This is a genomic window from Sphaerotilus sp. (assembly GCF_013299175.1).
GTDB lineage: Bacteria > Pseudomonadota > Gammaproteobacteria > Burkholderiales > Burkholderiaceae_C > Sphaerotilus.
Genome location: NZ_JAAFKF010000016.1, coordinates 19,243 through 36,425 on the forward strand (window position 1 = coordinate 19,243; position 17,183 = coordinate 36,425).

A 17,183-nucleotide genomic window follows, 5' to 3' on the forward strand; every position below is an offset into this window, starting at 1 on the left:
ATTGCCGCGCGACTCCTGCCATTCCACCAGGGCCATCGCTCCAAGAATGGGACACCCATTCGGACAGGAGACACCCCCCATGAACGCCAGCGACATCGCTCTCAACCTGGAACGCGAACTGCGGTACGCCGTGGGCACCAGCCCCGAAGCGGCCGACCACTACGACGTGTTCCGCGCCATGAGCCTTGCGCTGCGCCAGGAGCTGGTGGACCGGGAGCGGCAGACCCGCCAGTCCCGTGCGCAGCAGCCGACCAAGCGCGTGTACTACCTGTCGATGGAATTCCTGATCGGCCAGTCGCTGATCAACAACGCGCTCAACCTCGGTTCGCACTCGGGTTGCGGCGCGGCGCTGGACAGCCTCGGGCGCAACCTCGACGAGCTGGCCGCGCACGAACCGGACGCTGCGCTGGGCAACGGCGGTCTGGGTCGGCTGGCGGCGTGTTTCATCGACTCGATGGCCACGCTGGGCATCGCGGGCACGGGCTGCGGCATCCGCTACGACTACGGCCTGTTCCGCCAGGAACTCGTCGATGGCCAGCAGCGCGAGCGCCCCGACAACTGGAACGCCGACAGCTCGCCCTGGCTGATCGAGCGCCATGCCGAGGCCCACCAGATTCCCGTCTACGGCCACATCGAGCACCTGCAAGGCCCGGACGGCGACTACCTGCCGATGTGGATGGGCTGGACCACGGTGGTGGGCATGCCCTGCGACATGCCCATCGTCGGCCACGGCGGACACACGGTGAACACGCTGCGGCTCTACGCGGCGCGCAGCTCCGAGTCCTTCGACATGCAGATCTTCAACTCGGGCGACTTCATCAAGGCGGTCGAGCAGAAGGTGGCCTCCGAGACCATCTCCAAGGTGCTCTATCCGACGGATGCGGTCGATGCGGGCCGCGAGCTGCGGCTGGTGCAGGAGTATTTCCTGGTGGCCTGCGCGCTGCGGGATGCGCTGCGCACCTTCGATCTGGAAGGCCATCCGATCGACGAGCTGCCCCGGTGGGTGGCGGTCCAGATGAACGACACGCACCCGGCGCTGGCGGTGGCCGAGCTGATGCGGATCCTGGTGGACGAGCGCCGCCTGCCCTGGGACGGCGCCTGGGCACTGACGACCGGCACGCTCGCCTACACCAACCACACGCTGATGCCGGAAGCCCTGGAGAAGTGGTCCGTGGCGCTGTTCGAGCGGGTGCTGCCGCGGCACCTGCAGCTCATCTACGAGATCAACCGCCGCTTCCTGGCGGTGGTGCAGGCACGCTGGCCCGGCGACGATGTGGCCGCCGCCGAGCTGTCGCTGATCGAGGAAGGCCCGCACCGCAAGGTCCGCATGGCCCACCTGGCGATCGTCGGCAGCCACTCGGTCAACGGCGTCGCGGCGCTGCACACGCAGTTGGTCAAGAGCCACCTGGTGCCGCGCTTCCACCAGCTCTGGCCCGAGAAATTCAACAACAAGACCAACGGCGTGACCCCGCGTCGCTGGATCAACCAGGCCAATCCGGGTCTGGCCGCGCTGCTCAACGAAACGCTGGGCACGGGCTGGGTCACGGACCTCGACCAACTGCGCGGGCTGGAGGCGCACCTGGACGACACCGCCTTCGTCGAGCGCATCGCCCGCATCAAGCACGACAACAAGCTCCGGCTGGTGCGCGAAGTCGCCAAGGGGCAGCACCGGGCGGTGGACGTGCAGACGCTGTTCGATGTGCAGAGCAAGCGGATGCACGAATACAAGCGCCAGTTGCTCAACCTGCTGCACGTCGTCCACCTCTACCTGCGCGTGGTGGAGGACGGCGCGGACATCACCCCCCGCACGCACATCTTCGCTGGCAAGGCCGCCCCCGGCTACGACATGGCCAAGCGGATCATCCACCTGATCAACGCCGTCGCCACCACCATCGGCCGCGACCGGCGAGCCGATGGCCGGCTGTCGGTGGTGTTCGTGCCGGACTACAAGGTCTCGGTGGCCGAGTGGCTGATCCCGGCCGCCGATGTCAGCGAACAGATCTCCACCGCCGGACTCGAAGCCTCGGGCACCGGCAACATGAAGTTCGCCATGAACGGCGCGCTCACGGTGGGCACCTGGGACGGCGCCAACATCGAGATGGCCGAGCAGATCGGGCCGGAACACCTCTACATCTTCGGCCTGCGCGCCGAGGAGGTCGAAGCGCGCCAACGCCAGGGCTACCAGCCGCGCGCGCTCTACGAACAATCCCCGGCGATCCGGCGGGTGCTCGATGCGCTGGTGGATGGCCGCTTCGGGCGGCACGCGGGGCAGTTCCAGCCGATCGTGGACAGCTTGCTGTACCACGACACCTTCTTCGTGCTGGCCGACTTCGCTGCCTACGTGCAGGCCCAGGAGCGGATCTCGGCCGATTTCCGCCACCCGGCCGCCTGGCACCGCAAGGCACTGCTGAACATCGCGCGCATGGGGCAGTTTTCCAGCGACCGCACGATCCGCGAATACGCCCGTGACATCTGGAGAGTCTGATGAAACACGTCCCGACCCTGTCCCTGCTCCGCCAACCTCTCGCCGGCTGTCTGCTGATCGGCTCGGTCCTGGTGCCGTCGATCGCCAGCGCCGAACCCGACTCGGAAAACGAGGTCTGGAAAGGCGTCTACAGCTCGTTCTCGACCCCGCTGGGCCGATTGATCGACGGCAGCGCGGAGGAAAGCCTGAGCTACCGCCTGGCGTTCGATCTGCCGGCCGACAACTCGACGCTGAACCTCGGCGGCGGGCCGGCAAAGTCCTCGACCGTCCAGTTTGGCTTGAAGTATGTGCCGCTGACCTCGTGGTTCCTCAACGTGAACCTCATGAAATACCTGCAGCCGGACATCCAGAAACCCTGGAACCCGGACTTCACGTATTCCTTCGGGTATGACGACTGGCACCCCTACACCTTCAGCGCCCAGTATTCGAACAACGGCGGCAACCGGTTCCAGCCCGACGCCACGAAGAAGGAGCGCAGGACCGATTTCATGTCGGGCGGCCTGAACGTGTCGTTCAAGTTCCCGCTGCCGAAGTTGCTGCATCCGCTGCTGGCGCTGGACGAGGAGGACGCCGTCGGCTGCTCGGTCGGCCTGAACGTGTCGCCCCATTACACCGACCTCGCCACCAACAGCGTCCAGAACAACAAGAAAACCATGACCCTGGGCTGCAAGTATGCGTTGCCCAGCAACTGGTATTTCAATTTCAGTTTGGCCAAGTTTGTGTCGAAAGAACAGCAGCAGCCCTGGGACGGCGATTTCACCTACGGGTTCGGATACTTCGACTGGCACCCCGGGAGCTGGAGTTTTCAGTACAACAACTATTCCGGCAACCGGTTCCCGTGGCACACGAAAGTCCCTGGCACCGGTCGATTCAAGGATGGATCGTTCACGCTGAGCACCAGCGGCAACTGGCTCTGACACCGACACCGACACCACACCGATACCGACATTGACTATGCAACTCGCCGATACCAGCCCCCTGCGCATCCTCGTGGTCGATGACCAGGACATGCAGCGGCTCATCGTCCGGCGCAAGGTGGAAAAGCTCGGCCACCAGGTCGTGGAGGCACGCGACGGTCTGGCCGCCCTGCAGACCCTGGCCGAGCAGCCGGTGGACATGGTGATCAGCGACTGGGTGATGGACGGCATGGACGGCACCCAGCTCTGCCGCACGCTGCGCAGCCGCACCGATCTGCCCTATGTCTACTTCATCCTCATGTCCAGCCGCGATGCGCGGGAGGATCTGCTGGCGGGGCTGTCGGCCGGGGCGGACGATTTCCTGCGCAAGCCGCTGGACTTCGACGAGATGGCGGTGCGCATCCGTGGCGGGCAGCGCCTGCTCGAACTGCAGAGTTCGTTGAACGTGCGCAACCGGCAGCTCCACGACGCGCTGGCCCACATCAACGCCGACATCCACGCCGCGGGCGAGTTCCAGAAAGCCATGCTGCCCCGCGCCGCGCTCGACTCGCAGCGCAGCCGCATGGCGTGGCTGTTCCTGCCGTCCTCGCGCGTGTCGGGCGACGCCATCAACGGGTTCCGCCTGGACGAGTCCCACATCGGTTTCTACAACGTCGATGTGGCCGGCCACGGGGTCGCCGCCGCGATGGTGGGCATGCTGATGACGCAGAGTCTGGATCCGCGCTCCAGCGGGTGCGTGCTGCGCCGTCCCGGACCCGACGGCCAGACGCAGATCACCCCTCCGGCCCAGGCGCTGGTCGCCCTCAACCGCCAGATGACCAGCCTGGAGCTGGGGTCGAACTACCTGACCTGCATCTACGGCGTGCTGGACGAGCGCACGGGCGAGACCGTGATGGTGCGCGCCGGCCACACGGTGCCGGTGATCGTCCGCGCCGATGGCACGACCGAGATCCTCGACGAGGAAGGCGACATGCCGGTGGGCCTGTTCGACTTCGCCGATTACCACCACCTGCACTGCCGGCTCGCGCCGGGCGACCGCCTGTGCCTGTACTCGGACGGGGTGACGGAATGCGAGTCGCCCGCGGAAGTCGAGTACGGCGTCGAGCGGCTGGCGGCCTTCCTCTCGGCGCACCAGCACGACCCGCTGGACGCGCTGGTCCACGCCTTCCGCGAGGCAATGCGCCAGTGGAGCGGCAGTGACAGCGATGCCTTCAAGGACGACGTGTCGATGCTCCTCATCGAACGCACCCATGCCTACGGTGCCGGCCCGACGCCGGCTGTGTGATCCCCGACTGGAGACCTTCTCATGCAACTCGACATTTCCCACTCTGGCGCCGACACGCTCGTGGCCGTCCACACGACCCGCCTGGATGCCTCGTTCGCGCCGCAGTTCAAGGCCGACATGATGGAGATCGTCAATGCCGGCGCGCGCCGCATCGTGCTCGACATGAGCGCGGTCAAGCTGATCGACTCCAGTGGCCTGGGCACGCTGGTGTCCATCCTCAAGGCGCTCAACGGCCAGGGCAGCATCGTCATCCGGGGGGCTTCGCCGACCGTGCTGGGCCTGTTCAAGCTGACCCGCATGGACCGCGTCTTCACGATCGAGCCGGCAGCCGCCACCGCCTGATCCGCGCACGCCCCAGCCCTACCGGAGTTTTCGCCATGAAAGCCATGATTCTCGCTGCCGGCAAGGGCACGCGCGTGCGTCCGCTGACGAACGTGCTACCCAAACCGATGATCCCGCTGATCCGCAAGCCGATCATGGAGGCGATCATCGACCACCTGCACCGGCACGCCTTCGACGAGATCTACATCAACACCAGCTACCTGTCGCACGCGATCGAGGACTACTTCCGGGACGGCGACCGGTTCGGCGTGTCGATCGCCTACTCCTACGAGGGCAAGCTGGTGGACGGCGAGTTCCTGGACCAACCGCTGGGTTCGGCTGGCGGAATGCGCCGCATCCAGGACCACTGCGGCTTCTTCGACGACACGTTTGCCGTGCTGTGCGGGGACGCGCTGATCGACGTGGACCTCACCGAGGTGCTGCGCTTTCACCGGGCCAGCGGCGCAATCGCCACGATCGTGACCAAGCCGGTGCCGCGCGAGGAGGTCAGCAAGTACGGGGTCGTCGTGACCGACACGCAAGGCCGCGTGCTGCGCTTCCAGGAAAAACCCAAGGTGGCCGAGGCGGCGTCGAACACGATCAACACCGGCATCTACCTGTTCGAGCCGCGGGTCTTCGACCACATCCCCGCTGGCACCGAATACGACATCGGCTCGCAGCTCTTCCCGCGCCTGATCGCCGCGGGCGAGAAGGTGTGCGCCATCAGCCTGCCCTTCGAGTGGGTGGACATCGGCTGCGTACACGACTTCTGGAACGCCACGCGCCTGATCCTGGAGGGCCGCGTGCAGGGCCTGAAGGTGCCGGGCCGCGAAATCCGGCCGGGCGTGTTCGCCGGACTGGGCGTGACGATCGCCGCGGACGCCACGATCCAGGGGCCGGTCTACCTGGGCAGCGGCACCCGGATCGGCGCGGGCGTCCACATCGAGGGGCCGGCCATGATCGGCGCCAACTGCGTGCTGCAGGCCGGTGTACGCATCCGCGGCGGCATCCTGGGCGACTACACCCGCGTCACCGAGGGCGCGCTGCTCGACGAGCGCATCGTCTTTGCCGGCAAGTTCATCGAGCCGAGCGGGCAGGCGGTGGACCTGGTCGATACCGACATGCGCTGGGTGCTGGGCGATGCCCGCACGCCCTCCGCCGAACACCCCGCGCACGCCGATCTGCGCACGGCCATGTACGAGGCGGCGCTCGCCGCAGGTTGAATGCAGCACAGCACACCGACCCCAACCCCACACGGCCACACGTTCCTGGACGCCGACATCCCCGCGACGCTGGACGATGTCTCGCGGCTGTGTGCCGAGCTGAACGCCCTGGCCATCGCACGCGGGGGCGTCACCTGGGCGGCCGAAATCGACCTGGGCATGACCGAAGTGCTGACCAACGTGGTCCGGCACGGCTACGGGGACAACGGGCGGGGCCGCATTGCCATGACCTGCCAGGCCACGGCGGCGCAGTGGCACTTGTCCGTCCACGACCAGGGCAGCCCGATCCCGACCGACCTGCTCGCCCAGGCCGATGGATCGGTGTTCGATTTCGACCCGGACGACCTCGACAACATCCCCGAAGGGGGCATGGGTCTGGCGCTCATCCGGGGCTGCTTCGACCAGCTCGACTACGTGGCCAACGGCACAGGCAACCACCTGCACCTCGTCAAGGACATCCCGCCCTCCACGGACTGAAGCTCTGCGGCGGACCCGCCCGCCCGCCGGCCACCACGCATCCCGCCCCTACCCGAGAACCATCATGGCGTTTTACTTCGAACCCTTCGAAAGCCGCAAGCCGCCCGAGCCTGTGCCGTATCGACCGGGCATCGAGCTGGTCTGGCAATTCCTGGCGGTGATCGCGCTGGTGTTCGGCGCCAGCTACATCCACTGGCGCTGGAGCGTCTCGCTGAATGCGGACGCGCTGTGGTTCGCCGTGCCGCTGGCGGTGGCCGAGACGCTGGCCTACATCGGTCTGATCCTGTTCACGGTCAACCTCTGGCAGACGCGCGACTACCCGATGCGCCCGGCGCCGGACAGCATCCGCCAGTGCGTGGACCAGGAGGAGATGCCGGAGCGCCCGGTCTCGGTGGACGTGTTCATCACGACCTACAACGAGGACGAGGAGCTGGTGCGGCTGACCATCCGGGATGCCAAGGCGGTGCGCTATCCGCACCCGATCGACCTGCGTATCCATGTGCTCGACGACGGTCGGCGCGACACGATGCGCGCCATCTGCGACCACGAGCAGGTCCGGTACATCAGCCGCACCAACAACGTCGGCTTCAAGGCCGGCAACCTGCGCAACGCCATGGAGCAGACGGGGGGCGATTTCATCGTCATCTGCGACTCCGACACCCGACTCTTCCCGAGCATCCTGGAAAACACGCTGGGCTACTTCCGCGATCCGGACGTGGCCTGGGTGCAGACGCCGCAGTGGTTCTTCGACCTGCCGCAGGGCCGCCCGCTGCCCGACTGGCTGGCGCGGCACGTCGGCACGCCAGGGCGCTGGCTCGGCCGGCTGGTGGAGGGTGTGGCCGGGCCGGTCCACATCGGCCGCGACCCCTTCGTGAGCGAGCCGCAGATGTTCTACGACATCATCATGCGCCGGCGCAACGCGGCCAATGCGGCGTTCTGCTGCGGCGCAGCGAGCATCCACCGGCGCGAAGCGGTGATGCAGGCGGCGCTGCGGGCCTACGCCAGCGCCATCGACAGCGAGGTCAAGCGCCTGTCGGTGGACATCCAGGACCACCAGACCCGCGAGGACTTCCAGGACGCGCTGCGCGGCCAGATGGTGCTGGAAACCGAGTTCACGCCCTACAAGTTCCACGTCTCCGAGGACATCTACACCTCGATCGTGCTGCACAACGACCCGGAGCGGCGCTGGAAATCGGTCATGCACCCGCGCATCGAGTCGAAGATGCTGTCGCCGCAGGATCTGCTGTCCTGGGCCGTCCAGCGGTTCAAGTACGCCGGCGGCACGCTGGACATCATGCTGCACGACAACCCGCTGTTCAAAGGCCGCATGACGCCGCTGCAGCGCGTGATGTACCTGAGCACGTTCTGGTCCTACCTGGGCTGCGTGTGGAACATCGTGTTCCTGGTGGCCCCGATCGTCGCCATGTTCACGTCGGTGTCGCCGGTGGCGGCCTACTCCAACGACTTCTACGCCCACTTCCTGCCCTTCATCCTGCTGTCCGAGCTGGCCTTCATGTTCGGCACCTGGGGCACCAATGCCTGGGACGGCAAGGCGTCCTACCTGTCGTTCTTCTCCATCAATTTCCGCGCCTTGTGGACGGTGCTCAAGGGGGAAAAGGTCAAGTTTCCCGTGACCCCGAAAGACCGGCAGGAGGGCAGTTTTCTCCACCTGGTGACCCCCCAGATCACGGTCGTGGCGCTGACGCTTCTGGGCATCGTTTACAGCGCATATCGCGTCTTCGGCGCAGGGCGGCTGGACGAGACTCCGAGCTTCATCGTGAACACCTTCTGGGGACTGAACAACGTCATGTGCATGTTGCCCATGATCCGCGCCGCCCTGTGGAAGCCTGAGGACGAACCGCAGGAAGCCCCGCAGTCCGACACCCCGACCGACGCCGGACGCACCCGACCCGCACCGGTCCTCGTCGCGCCACAGTGACCCTTACTCCCCGAGAGCGAGCAACCCCATGAGCCTCCCAGACAACCTCGTCAAGGCCCGCAGCTACCTGGTCTTCATCCTCAGCCTGACGGTCGCCTTCAGCGCCGTGGCGTGGATCGAATTCCGCAGTGGCTGGGCCATCAGCCCGGCCGGCGCCACCATCCCGGCCAGCCCAGACCGGGCCAAGACACGCACGGCCCGCGAACTCACCGACCGCGAGCGGACCTGGGCGCGCACGGCCTGGAAATACTTCCAGAAGAACACCGACCCCACCAGCGGCCTGCCCGGCTCGGTCGAGAACTACCCATCGGCGACGATGTGGGACGTGGGCTCCTACCTGCTGGCCGTGCTCTCGGCGCGCCAGCTCGACCTGATCGACACGGCGGAGTTCGACCAGCGCATCGGCAAGGCGCTGACCTCGCTGGGCACGCTGCCGCTGTTCGACAAGCAGTTGCCCAACAAGGCGTACAACACCCAGACGCTGCGCATGACCGACTACGCCAACAACCCGACCGAGCGCGGCGTGGGCTGGTCGGCGATCGACCTGGGCCGGTTGCTGGTGCCGCTGAACGCGCTGGTCTGGCAGTACCCGCAGCACACCGAAGCCGCCCGCAAGGTCATCGGCCGCTGGGACACCACCCACCTGTCGCGCAACGGCGAGATGCTGGGTGCCCGCGTGGACAAGGCCGGCAAGACCGAGCTGGTGCAGGAAGGCCGGCTGGGCTACGAGCAGTACGCCGCCAAGACCTTCTCGCTGATGGGCCAGGATGTCACCACCTCCTACAACTACGCCCGCCAGATCGCGTACGTCGATGTCTACGGCGTGCGCGTGGCCCACGACCGGCGCATCCCGAGCGTGTTCGGCGCGCAGAACTTCGTCATCAGCGAACCCTATGTGCTCGACGGTCTGGAGTTCGGCTGGGACAGCGCCTCGCGCGAGCTGGCCTGGCGCGTGTACTCCGCCCAGCAGCGCCGCCACGAGCGCACCGGCAAGCTCACCGCCGTCACCGAGGACCACCTCGACCAGAAACCGTACTTCATCTACAACACGGTGTTTTCCGACGGCAAGACCTGGAACGCGATCACCGAGTCCGGCGAAGACGCCTCGGCCTTCCGCTCGCTGAGCGTCAAGGCGGCGTTCGGCTGGTACGCGCTGTTCGACACGCCCTACACCCGCCAGTTGATCGACGGGGTCGCGGACCTGAGCGACCCGGAGCGTGGCTGGTTCGCCGGCCGCTACGAGGAATCGGGCAAGACCAACAAGTCCGTCAACGGCAACACCAACGCGGTGATCCTCGAAAGCCTCGCCTTCATCCGCAAGGGTTCGTTCATCCGCTATCGGTAATGGGGTAATTGGTAATGGGTCATTGCACCGGGAAACACGCCATGAACAAGTTTGCAATCACCGCTGCTGTCGTGCTGGCCTGCGGCACTGGAGCGCCGGCCACGGCCAACTTCCCGATCGGCGTGGTGGACATGAGTCCGCTGCCCGCGTGGTCTTATCCCCACCGCCGCGGCCCGCTCACCAAACGCGAGATGGAAATGGCCAAGATGGCCTGGTCCTTCTTCGAGAACAACTACCAGCCCGAGACGGGGCTGGTGAACGCCGTCAACGAGTATCCATCGACCACGATGTGGGACACGGCGTCCTACCTGGGCGCGCTGGTGGCTGCGCGCGAACTGGAACTCATCGAGAAGAGCCAGTTCGACAAGTGGCTGGTGGCCTTGCTGCGGACCTTCACGACGATGGAGCTGTTCCGCAGCGAGATGCCGAACAAGGCCTACCACACCAAGACGGCCAAGAAGGTGGATTACGGCAACAACCCCGGCGAGATCGGCTTCTCGGCGCTGGACATCGGCCGGCTGCTGCTCTGGTTCAAGATCATCAAGGAACGCTACCCGGAACACGGCAACGCCATCGACCGCGTGGTGATGCGCTGGAACTTCGCCAACACCGTGGACAAGTACGGCACGCTGTTCGGCGCCAGCGTCAACAAGGACAAGAAGACCGAGTACCTGCAGGAAGGCCGCCTGGGCTACGAGGAGTACGCATCCAAGGGCTTCCAGCTCTGGGGGTTCAACACGACGCGGGCCTCGATGCCCGAGCCGTTCAACATGATCCACATCTATGGCGTCAAGGTGCCCTACGACGTGCGCGACCCGCGCATGTTCTCGCAGCACAACTACGTCGTCTCCGAGAGCTATGTGCTCGACGGGATCGAGCTGAACTGGGACCACCCCTACGACCGCAGCACCGCCGACAACGAGCACTCGCAGCGGTGGATGGAAAACTTCGCCCACCGCGTCTACCAGGCCCAGGAAAACCGGTTCCGCGAGGCCGGCATCCTGACCGCCCGCTCCGAACACCAGCTCGACCGCGCGCCCTACTTCGTCTACGACACCGTCTACAGCACCGGCTACGCCTGGAACACCATCACCGACACCGGCACGCATGTCCCCGAGATGTCGGCCATCTCGCTCAAGGCGGCGCTGGGCATGTGGGCGATCTGGCAGTCGCCCTACACCGACCTCCTGTTCGACGCCATCGTGGACGCGTATGACCCCAAGAAGGGCTATTACGAGGGCATCTTCGAGAACGGCACCGGCCCGATCAAGACGCAAACCGCGAACAACAACGGAATCATGCTGGCAGCTCTGCTCTTCAAGGTGCAGGGCAAGCTGTTGAAATGGGGCAAGGTCGATGGGGGGCTGTGGGAATCCACCAACGCCGATCCCTTCGCCGAGAACAGCCTCGCGCGCCCGATCTTCGTGCGCCGTGGCAGCCAGTTATCGGACCCGAGCAGAGGATCGCTGCTGCCCCGGATCTTCGGCCCCACCAACATCCTCAAGGCACTGGGGCGCGCACCGGACACTGCCGAGAGTTGCATCACATGCGAAGACCAACGCTTCAAAGACTACTCACCGTCCTGGCAGGTGCGGCCGCGCTGACCAGCACCGGCTGCGGCGTGGTCGCGCGCGGTGTCGATCGCGCAACGCAGGAGGTGCTCCAGATCGGCCATGTCGGCCGCTCGGGCAAGCTCACGCCCAAGGAGCTGGACTGGGCAAAAACCGCCTGGAAGTACATCGACAACAACACCGTGCCCGCCACCGGGCTGGTGAACTCGGTGGACAAGGTGCCCACCACGACCGTCTGGCAGATCGGCGACTACCTGGCCGCGCTGGTGGCCGCCAACCAGTTGGGATTGATCGATCTGCTGGAGTTCGACCGGCGGGTGTCCAAGCTGCTGGACTTCCTGAACAACATGCCGCTGTCGAACCTGTCGCTGCCCAACCGGGTCTACAACACCCAGAACGGCCTGATGGTCAACTTCGCGAACCAGCCGGCCGACATCGGCTGGTCGGCCATCGAGATCGGCCGGCTGCTGACGTGGATGAAGATCGCCGGCCAGCGTTACCCGCACCTGCGCGAATACTTCGACAAGGTGGTGCTGCGCTGGAATTTCTGCCCGGTCATCGACGACTGCGGCGTGCTGTTCGGCGCCGGCAGCAAGGAAGGGCGCACCTCTCCCGCCCAGGAAGGCCGCCTCGGCTACCTCCAGTACGCCAGCGCCGGCTTTGCCGCCTGGGGCTTCGAGACGCGCAAATCGGCCGTGACGGCGCCGTGGGAAGCGATCGACGTGATGGGCGTCAAGCTCCAGGTCGATGCCCGCGACGACCGCGTGACCGGAGAAATCGCGCCCGTGGTGACGATGCCGTATGTCCTGCTGGGCATCGAGTTCGGCTGGGAATACCCGCGCGATCCGAAGTTGCTCGGCAACCGGCAGGAAAGCGACACGCTGCAGAAGCTCACCGAAGACATCTTCCGCATCCAGGAACTGCGCTACCAGAAGCAGGGCATCCTCACCGCCCGCACCGACCACCCGGTGCAGAAGCCGCCGTTCTTCGTCTACGACACCGTGTTCGCCTCCGGCTATGCGTGGAACACCCTGTCGGACCAGGGCCGCCAGGTCGAGGGCATGTCGCTCGTGGCGACCAAGGCGGTGTTCGGCATGTGGGCCCTGGCGCGCAACGCCTACACCGACCGGCTCCTGCTGTCGGTCGAAGCCCTGCACAAGAATGACAAGGGCTGGTTCGAGGGCCGCTACGAAGCCTCCGGGGGCTACGAGGATCTGCTGACGCTGTCCACCAATGCGTTCGTGCTGCAGGCGCTGCTGTACAAGGCGCAGGGCCGCCAGTACCCGAAGCAATCGCAGATCGGCTACTTCGGCTACACCCTGGGCAACCAGTTCGCCCGGCCGCAGCACTGTTTCCCGGTGGAGCGCCCGGTGTGCAAGGCACCGACCACGACCGACGGCCGCTCCTTCCTGCGCTGATGCGACCTCGCCCATGAAATGCAAGTGAAACGCAAGCCTCTCCTGGAGGTGCTGAGCGCCTGCCTGCTGACCTGCGCCAGCGTGGGCGCACTGGCCCAGGCATTTCCCAAATCGGCACAACCCGGCTGGGTCCACCTGCGCGACAACAAACCCGTGCTGGCGGCCGAGGCGTGGCTGCGCGCCGCCGAGGAATCCACCCAGCGGCGCACAGCGGCCGGACTGCGGGAATCCGCCTACGCCCATGTACTGGCCACCATCGCCTACGAGCGGGCGGGAGATGCCCGCGCCTACGTGAGCTGGTCGGATGCGATCCGGCAATACCTCGAATCCGGCGGAGCCTGGGAGCAGGACCGAGAGTCGCTGCGCACCCGCTGGAAAACGCTGGAGCGCCAACTGGCCCAGAGCGGCGCCACGTCCGCCCCCTCGCTGAGCGCGGACGAGCAGATGCTCATGGACCTGGTGAAGCGGGTCGAGATCCTGACCTACACCGGACCCCGCACCGGCCTGGTCGAACCCCGCAACGGCTCCACCGATCTCAGCAACATCACGCCGCAGTACATGGCCGGCGCGGGCCGCCCGACATCGGCCGAGGAGATCGCCCGCCCCGAGCCGCGCTACAGCGTGAACCACACCGACGCACCACGGCCGAGCGGCGTCGCCCGCGAGCCGCGGGTGGCCACGGGACCGGGCGCGGTGCCCGCACCCGCACCAGTGCCCGCGCCACCGGCAACGGCGGCCGGGCCGGCACCTTCGTGGATGCCGCGCACGGCGGTCGCCGTGCAATCCGCCCAGATGGACACGCCGCCGGCCGCAGGGTCGGCGCTGGCCTTGCAGTCGGTGCGGCTGCCCCGGCAGTTCCAGCCCCGCGCCGGCGCCGCCCGCAGCCTGACGCCGGCCGAGCGGGCCACTGCCCTGCTCGCCTGGCGCTATGTGCAGGTCAACCGGCAATCGACCACCGGGCTGGTCAACGGCAAGGACGCCTACCCCGTGACCTCGGGGGCCGACATCGCCATGACGGTGAGCGCCTACCTGTCGGCACTGGCGCTGCAGTTCGTCGAGCGGGAGGACTTCCTGACCGACATGCGGCAGTTGCTCAACACCCTGGGCGGGCTGCCGCTCTACCACCAGGAACTCTTCAACCGCGAGTACGACAGCCGCACTGGCCGGATGCTGGACCTCTCTGCCCGCAGCTCGGCCATCGGCAGCGGCTGGTCGGCCGAGGACATCGGGCGCTTGCTGCTGTGGCTGAAGGTGCTGGCGCAGACGACGCCGGACCTCGCCCCCGCAGTCGAATCGGTCGTGGGCCGCCTGCGGCTGCAGCGGTTGGTGGCGGCGGGCCAACTGCACAGCGTGCTGCACACGGGCGAGCGCGAACTGCTGCAGCGCGACCTGCGGCTGGGGCGCCAGCAGGTGACGGCGGCGGCACTGTCGCTGTGGGGCGTCGTGCTGCCGCAGATGTTCGGCTATGACGATGTGCTGCTGCGCAAGGCGGACGGCGTGCGGTTTCCCGAAGACCGTCGCGAAGGCGGCACGGTCTCGCCCGAGGTCTTCGCCCGCGGCATCATCGAGTTCGGCGGGCTGGACGGCTGCTTCGAGGCGGCGGCGCGCGCGGCCCTGGTCGCCCAGCACCAACTGGCTGCACGGCGCGGACAACCCGTCATGGTCGCCGACGAGTTGCTCGACCGGCCACCCTGGTTCGTGCAGGGACAGTTGACGCCCGTGGCAGACGCCTGGAAGGTCACGGGGTTCGACCAGCAGCCCTACCCCGCGCTGGCCACCTTCAGCACCAAGTCCGCCTACCTCTGGTCGGCCATCGACACGGCGCCGGCCACGCAATCCGCCCGCACCCTGGCCGACCAGACCGAACCCTCGGACCATGGCCTGCACGGCGGGCGCTACCTGTCGGGCGAACTCAACCGGGCGCTGACACTCGACACCAACGCCAGCGTCCTGCTGGCGCTGCACCACACGCTGCGCGGCGGTGTCCCGGTCCTGCGGGTGGACAACCCCGTGGACCACCGCTGCCCGGGCCTGCAATCCCCCACCACACCGTGACCCCATGAAGACCTTTGCCCGTGCTCCGCGCTTGTGCTTGTTGCCCCTGTTGACGCTGGGCTTCGGGATGGGCCTTGGTGGAGCGCAGGTGCAGGCGCAAATGCCAGCGCCAGCGCCAACCCGATCCGCCATCACCACCTCGGCGCTGTGGGTTGGCAACAGCTTTTTCTACTCCAACAACAGCATGCACAGCCATGTAGAGGCGCTGATGCAGGCCAGTGGCCGCGCACAGCCCTACCAGGCCATCTCGGCCACGATCAGCGGCGCCGGCATCGGCTGGCACGATCTGCACGCCTATCTGCGCCCCGGCGCGCTCGGCACCTTCCGCTTCGACGAGTCCAACGGTGTGGTCTTCACGCCGCAAGGGCGCCGCTTCGATTCGGTCCTGCTGATGGACTGCAGCCAGTGCGCCACCCACCCCGCGCTGCGCGAGGGCTTCCACGCCGACATGGCGCGGCAGGTGGGCGTGGTGCGGGAATACGGTGCGCAGCCGGTGCTGTTCATGTCGTGGGCTTACCAGGATCGCCCGGAAATGACGGAGGTACTGGAACGCGAGTACGTTGCCGCCGGCCACACCCTGGGTGCGCAGGTCATCCCGGCCGGACTGGCCTTTGCCCGCGCGCTCGCGGAGCGGCCGGACATCCGCCTGCACCAGCCCGACCTGCGCCACCCGACGATGCGCGGCACCTACCTCGCCGCCTGCACCGTCTTCGCCACCCTCACCGGTCTGTCGCCCGTGGGCAGCCGCTACACCGCCGGCATCGACCCCGAGATCGCCCGCTTTCTCCAGACCGCAGCCTGGAACACGGTGCTCGAATTCCAGCACCGGCCCTGAACCAGCGGTCAAGCCGGTCAGTGCGGCACCCAGCGGAACAGCCACTCCTTCTTCACGCACCACCACACCACCGCCAGCACGCCCGCGTGCAGCAGGCTGTTGAGCACGAAGTTCTCCGAATGGCCCAGCGGCAGGTTGTCCACCAGCAGGACCAGGAAGATGTGGACCGTGAAGACGTAGAGCGATGCGCGGCCCAGCGGAATGAAGAACCAGCCCAGCGCCCGCTCGATCGGCCGCCAGCACACGGTCAGCAACGCGAACAGGCTGATGAACAGCACCACCTCGTTGAGCAGCCGGCCCGGCCCGAGGTTGTGCTTGAGGAAGAAGCGGCCGTAGAGATCGAGGAATTGCGCGCTGCCGATCAGGTGCAGCCGTGTCCACTCGGGGAACTTGTCCATCGGGTGGTTGAGCGTGAACACCATGAACCCCAGCGCCAGGGTCGCACTGAGCCAGACCAGCCAGCGCGACGACGGCCGCGACAGGAATTCGACGATCTGCTCCTTGAACACACCCGCGATGACGGCGTGGACATAGAGCAACTGCCAGGCGGCGAGCGGGAACGCATATTCGAACTGCGCACCCGTCAGGCGGATCTCGGCCGTGCCGGAGACGGTTTCCGGCAGGAAGAAGTTGTAGGCATACAGCGCGAAGCTGGCCGCCGACAGCCAGCGTGTCTTGCGCCGGTCGATGCAGTACAGCACCAGCGGCGACAACAGGAACAGCACCACGTACAGGCCGATCACCTGGAACTGGTGCGGCCCGCAGCGCAGCAAGGTGGCGTCCAGCACCAGCTTGAACGCCCCTTCGGACAGCAGCGGATAGAGCGGGTAGATGGCGCCCGTGTAGGGATCGGAGAAGGTCGTCACCGAGTCCATGTCCAGACCCGGCAGATACCGCAGCGCCCCGACCAGCAGGATCACCAGCAGGTTCGCCTTGTAGAGATCCCACGCCCGCGCCAGCATCGGCCGGACACAGGCACGCAGCCCGTCCGCCCGCATCTTGCGGCCGAACACGATGCCCACCACGATCCCCGCCAAGGCCACGAAGGTCTCGGCCGACGACACCACCCCGATGCGCTCCCACGACAGGTAGGTGAACACGGAGAAGACATCGAAATGCACGGCGAACAGCAGCACGAAGACCAGACCCCGCAGGAGGTCCAGGCGGGGGTCTCGCGTCGCATGTGAATCGGGAAACGCCCAGCCTTGCGAGCGGCCGGCGGATGCGGCCGGCAGATTCAGAGAGATCATGTCGTAGCAGAGTCCGGTTGACGTGGCCAGGTGTGGCCGATTGCCATTGCCATTGCCATTAC

At 66.7% G+C, this 17,183-nt stretch carries 13 protein-coding genes; 12 read left to right on the plus strand and 1 reads right to left on the minus strand.

The window, feature by feature from the left end:
* Positions 1–79: 79 nt before the first annotated feature.
* The 12 genes from QZW52_RS04700 (at position 80) to QZW52_RS04755 (ending at position 15,871) form a co-directional block, all read left to right on the plus strand.
* A complete protein-coding gene (locus tag QZW52_RS04700; protein WP_293995836.1) occupies positions 80–2,485 on the plus strand; it encodes a glycogen/starch/alpha-glucan phosphorylase in 2,406 nt (801 codons plus the stop codon).
* Positions 2,485–3,402: a hypothetical protein gene (locus QZW52_RS04705; RefSeq protein ID WP_293995837.1), complete on the plus strand. Its 918-nt coding sequence runs from the start codon at positions 2,485–2,487 to the stop codon at positions 3,400–3,402. Before QZW52_RS04700 ends, QZW52_RS04705 begins: the two co-directional genes overlap by 1 nt.
* A gap of 37 nt (positions 3,403–3,439) precedes the next feature.
* A complete protein-coding gene (locus tag QZW52_RS04710) occupies positions 3,440–4,687 on the plus strand; it encodes a PP2C family protein-serine/threonine phosphatase (RefSeq protein ID WP_293995839.1) in 1,248 nt (415 codons plus the stop codon).
* Between the two features lie 21 nt (positions 4,688–4,708).
* Positions 4,709–5,029, plus strand: a complete 321-nt coding sequence (locus QZW52_RS04715) for an STAS domain-containing protein (RefSeq protein WP_293995841.1) — start codon at positions 4,709–4,711, stop codon at positions 5,027–5,029.
* 35 nt (positions 5,030–5,064) lie between these two features.
* Entirely contained in the window at positions 5,065–6,231 is a 1,167-nt protein-coding gene (locus QZW52_RS04720; RefSeq protein WP_293995843.1) for a nucleotidyltransferase family protein, read from the plus strand.
* Positions 6,232–6,708, plus strand: a complete 477-nt coding sequence (locus QZW52_RS04725) for an ATP-binding protein (protein ID WP_293995845.1) — start codon at positions 6,232–6,234, stop codon at positions 6,706–6,708.
* Between the two features lie 64 nt (positions 6,709–6,772).
* Positions 6,773–8,647, plus strand: coding sequence for a glycosyltransferase (locus tag QZW52_RS04730; RefSeq protein WP_293995847.1), 1,875 nt, complete (start codon positions 6,773–6,775; stop codon positions 8,645–8,647).
* Positions 8,648–8,675: 28 nt separating this feature from the next.
* Positions 8,676–9,992, plus strand: coding sequence for a DUF3131 domain-containing protein (locus QZW52_RS04735; protein ID WP_293995849.1), 1,317 nt, complete (start codon positions 8,676–8,678; stop codon positions 9,990–9,992).
* Between the two features lie 41 nt (positions 9,993–10,033).
* Positions 10,034–11,596 carry a DUF3131 domain-containing protein gene (locus tag QZW52_RS04740; protein ID WP_293995851.1) on the plus strand — a complete coding sequence of 521 codons (1,563 nt, stop codon included), beginning with the start codon at positions 10,034–10,036 and terminating at the stop codon, positions 11,594–11,596.
* Positions 11,539–12,981, plus strand: a complete 1,443-nt coding sequence (locus QZW52_RS04745; RefSeq protein WP_293995853.1) for a DUF3131 domain-containing protein — start codon at positions 11,539–11,541, stop codon at positions 12,979–12,981. Before QZW52_RS04740 ends, QZW52_RS04745 begins: the two co-directional genes overlap by 58 nt.
* Positions 12,982–13,005: 24 nt before the next feature.
* On the plus strand, positions 13,006–15,036 hold the full coding sequence (locus QZW52_RS04750) for a DUF3131 domain-containing protein (protein WP_293995855.1): 2,031 nt from the start codon (positions 13,006–13,008) through the stop codon (positions 15,034–15,036).
* Between the two features lie 4 nt (positions 15,037–15,040).
* Positions 15,041–15,871, plus strand: a complete 831-nt coding sequence (locus QZW52_RS04755; RefSeq protein WP_293995857.1) for a hypothetical protein — start codon at positions 15,041–15,043, stop codon at positions 15,869–15,871.
* A 17-nt stretch (positions 15,872–15,888) separates the two neighbouring features.
* On the opposite strand, the gene opgC is transcribed toward QZW52_RS04755, so the two are convergent.
* The gene (gene opgC / locus QZW52_RS04760; protein WP_293995859.1) at positions 15,889–17,121 is read right to left on the minus strand and encodes an OpgC domain-containing protein; all 1,233 of its coding nucleotides are present in this window, start codon (positions 17,119–17,121) and stop codon (positions 15,889–15,891) included.
* Positions 17,122–17,183: the final 62 nt, after the last annotated feature.

Bases quoted from the DNA above. Each gene is read 5' to 3' on its own strand.
- QZW52_RS04700 (WP_293995836.1), top strand. From the start codon at position 80: ATGAACGCCAGCGACATCGCTCTCAACCTGGAACGCGAACTGCGGTAC.
- QZW52_RS04705 (WP_293995837.1), top strand. From the start codon at position 2,485: ATGAAACACGTCCCGACCCTGTCCCTGCTCCGCCAACCTCTCGCCGGC.
- QZW52_RS04710 (WP_293995839.1), top strand. From the start codon at position 3,440: ATGCAACTCGCCGATACCAGCCCCCTGCGCATCCTCGTGGTCGATGAC.
- QZW52_RS04715 (WP_293995841.1), top strand. From the start codon at position 4,709: ATGCAACTCGACATTTCCCACTCTGGCGCCGACACGCTCGTGGCCGTC.
- QZW52_RS04720 (WP_293995843.1), top strand. From the start codon at position 5,065: ATGAAAGCCATGATTCTCGCTGCCGGCAAGGGCACGCGCGTGCGTCCG.
- QZW52_RS04725 (WP_293995845.1), top strand. From the start codon at position 6,232: ATGCAGCACAGCACACCGACCCCAACCCCACACGGCCACACGTTCCTG.
- QZW52_RS04730 (WP_293995847.1), top strand. From the start codon at position 6,773: ATGGCGTTTTACTTCGAACCCTTCGAAAGCCGCAAGCCGCCCGAGCCT.
- QZW52_RS04735 (WP_293995849.1), top strand. From the start codon at position 8,676: ATGAGCCTCCCAGACAACCTCGTCAAGGCCCGCAGCTACCTGGTCTTC.
- QZW52_RS04740 (WP_293995851.1), top strand. From the start codon at position 10,034: ATGAACAAGTTTGCAATCACCGCTGCTGTCGTGCTGGCCTGCGGCACT.
- QZW52_RS04745 (WP_293995853.1), top strand. From the start codon at position 11,539: ATGCGAAGACCAACGCTTCAAAGACTACTCACCGTCCTGGCAGGTGCG.
- QZW52_RS04755 (WP_293995857.1), top strand. From the start codon at position 15,041: ATGAAGACCTTTGCCCGTGCTCCGCGCTTGTGCTTGTTGCCCCTGTTG.
- opgC (WP_293995859.1), bottom strand. From the start codon at position 17,121: ATGATCTCTCTGAATCTGCCGGCCGCATCCGCCGGCCGCTCGCAAGGC.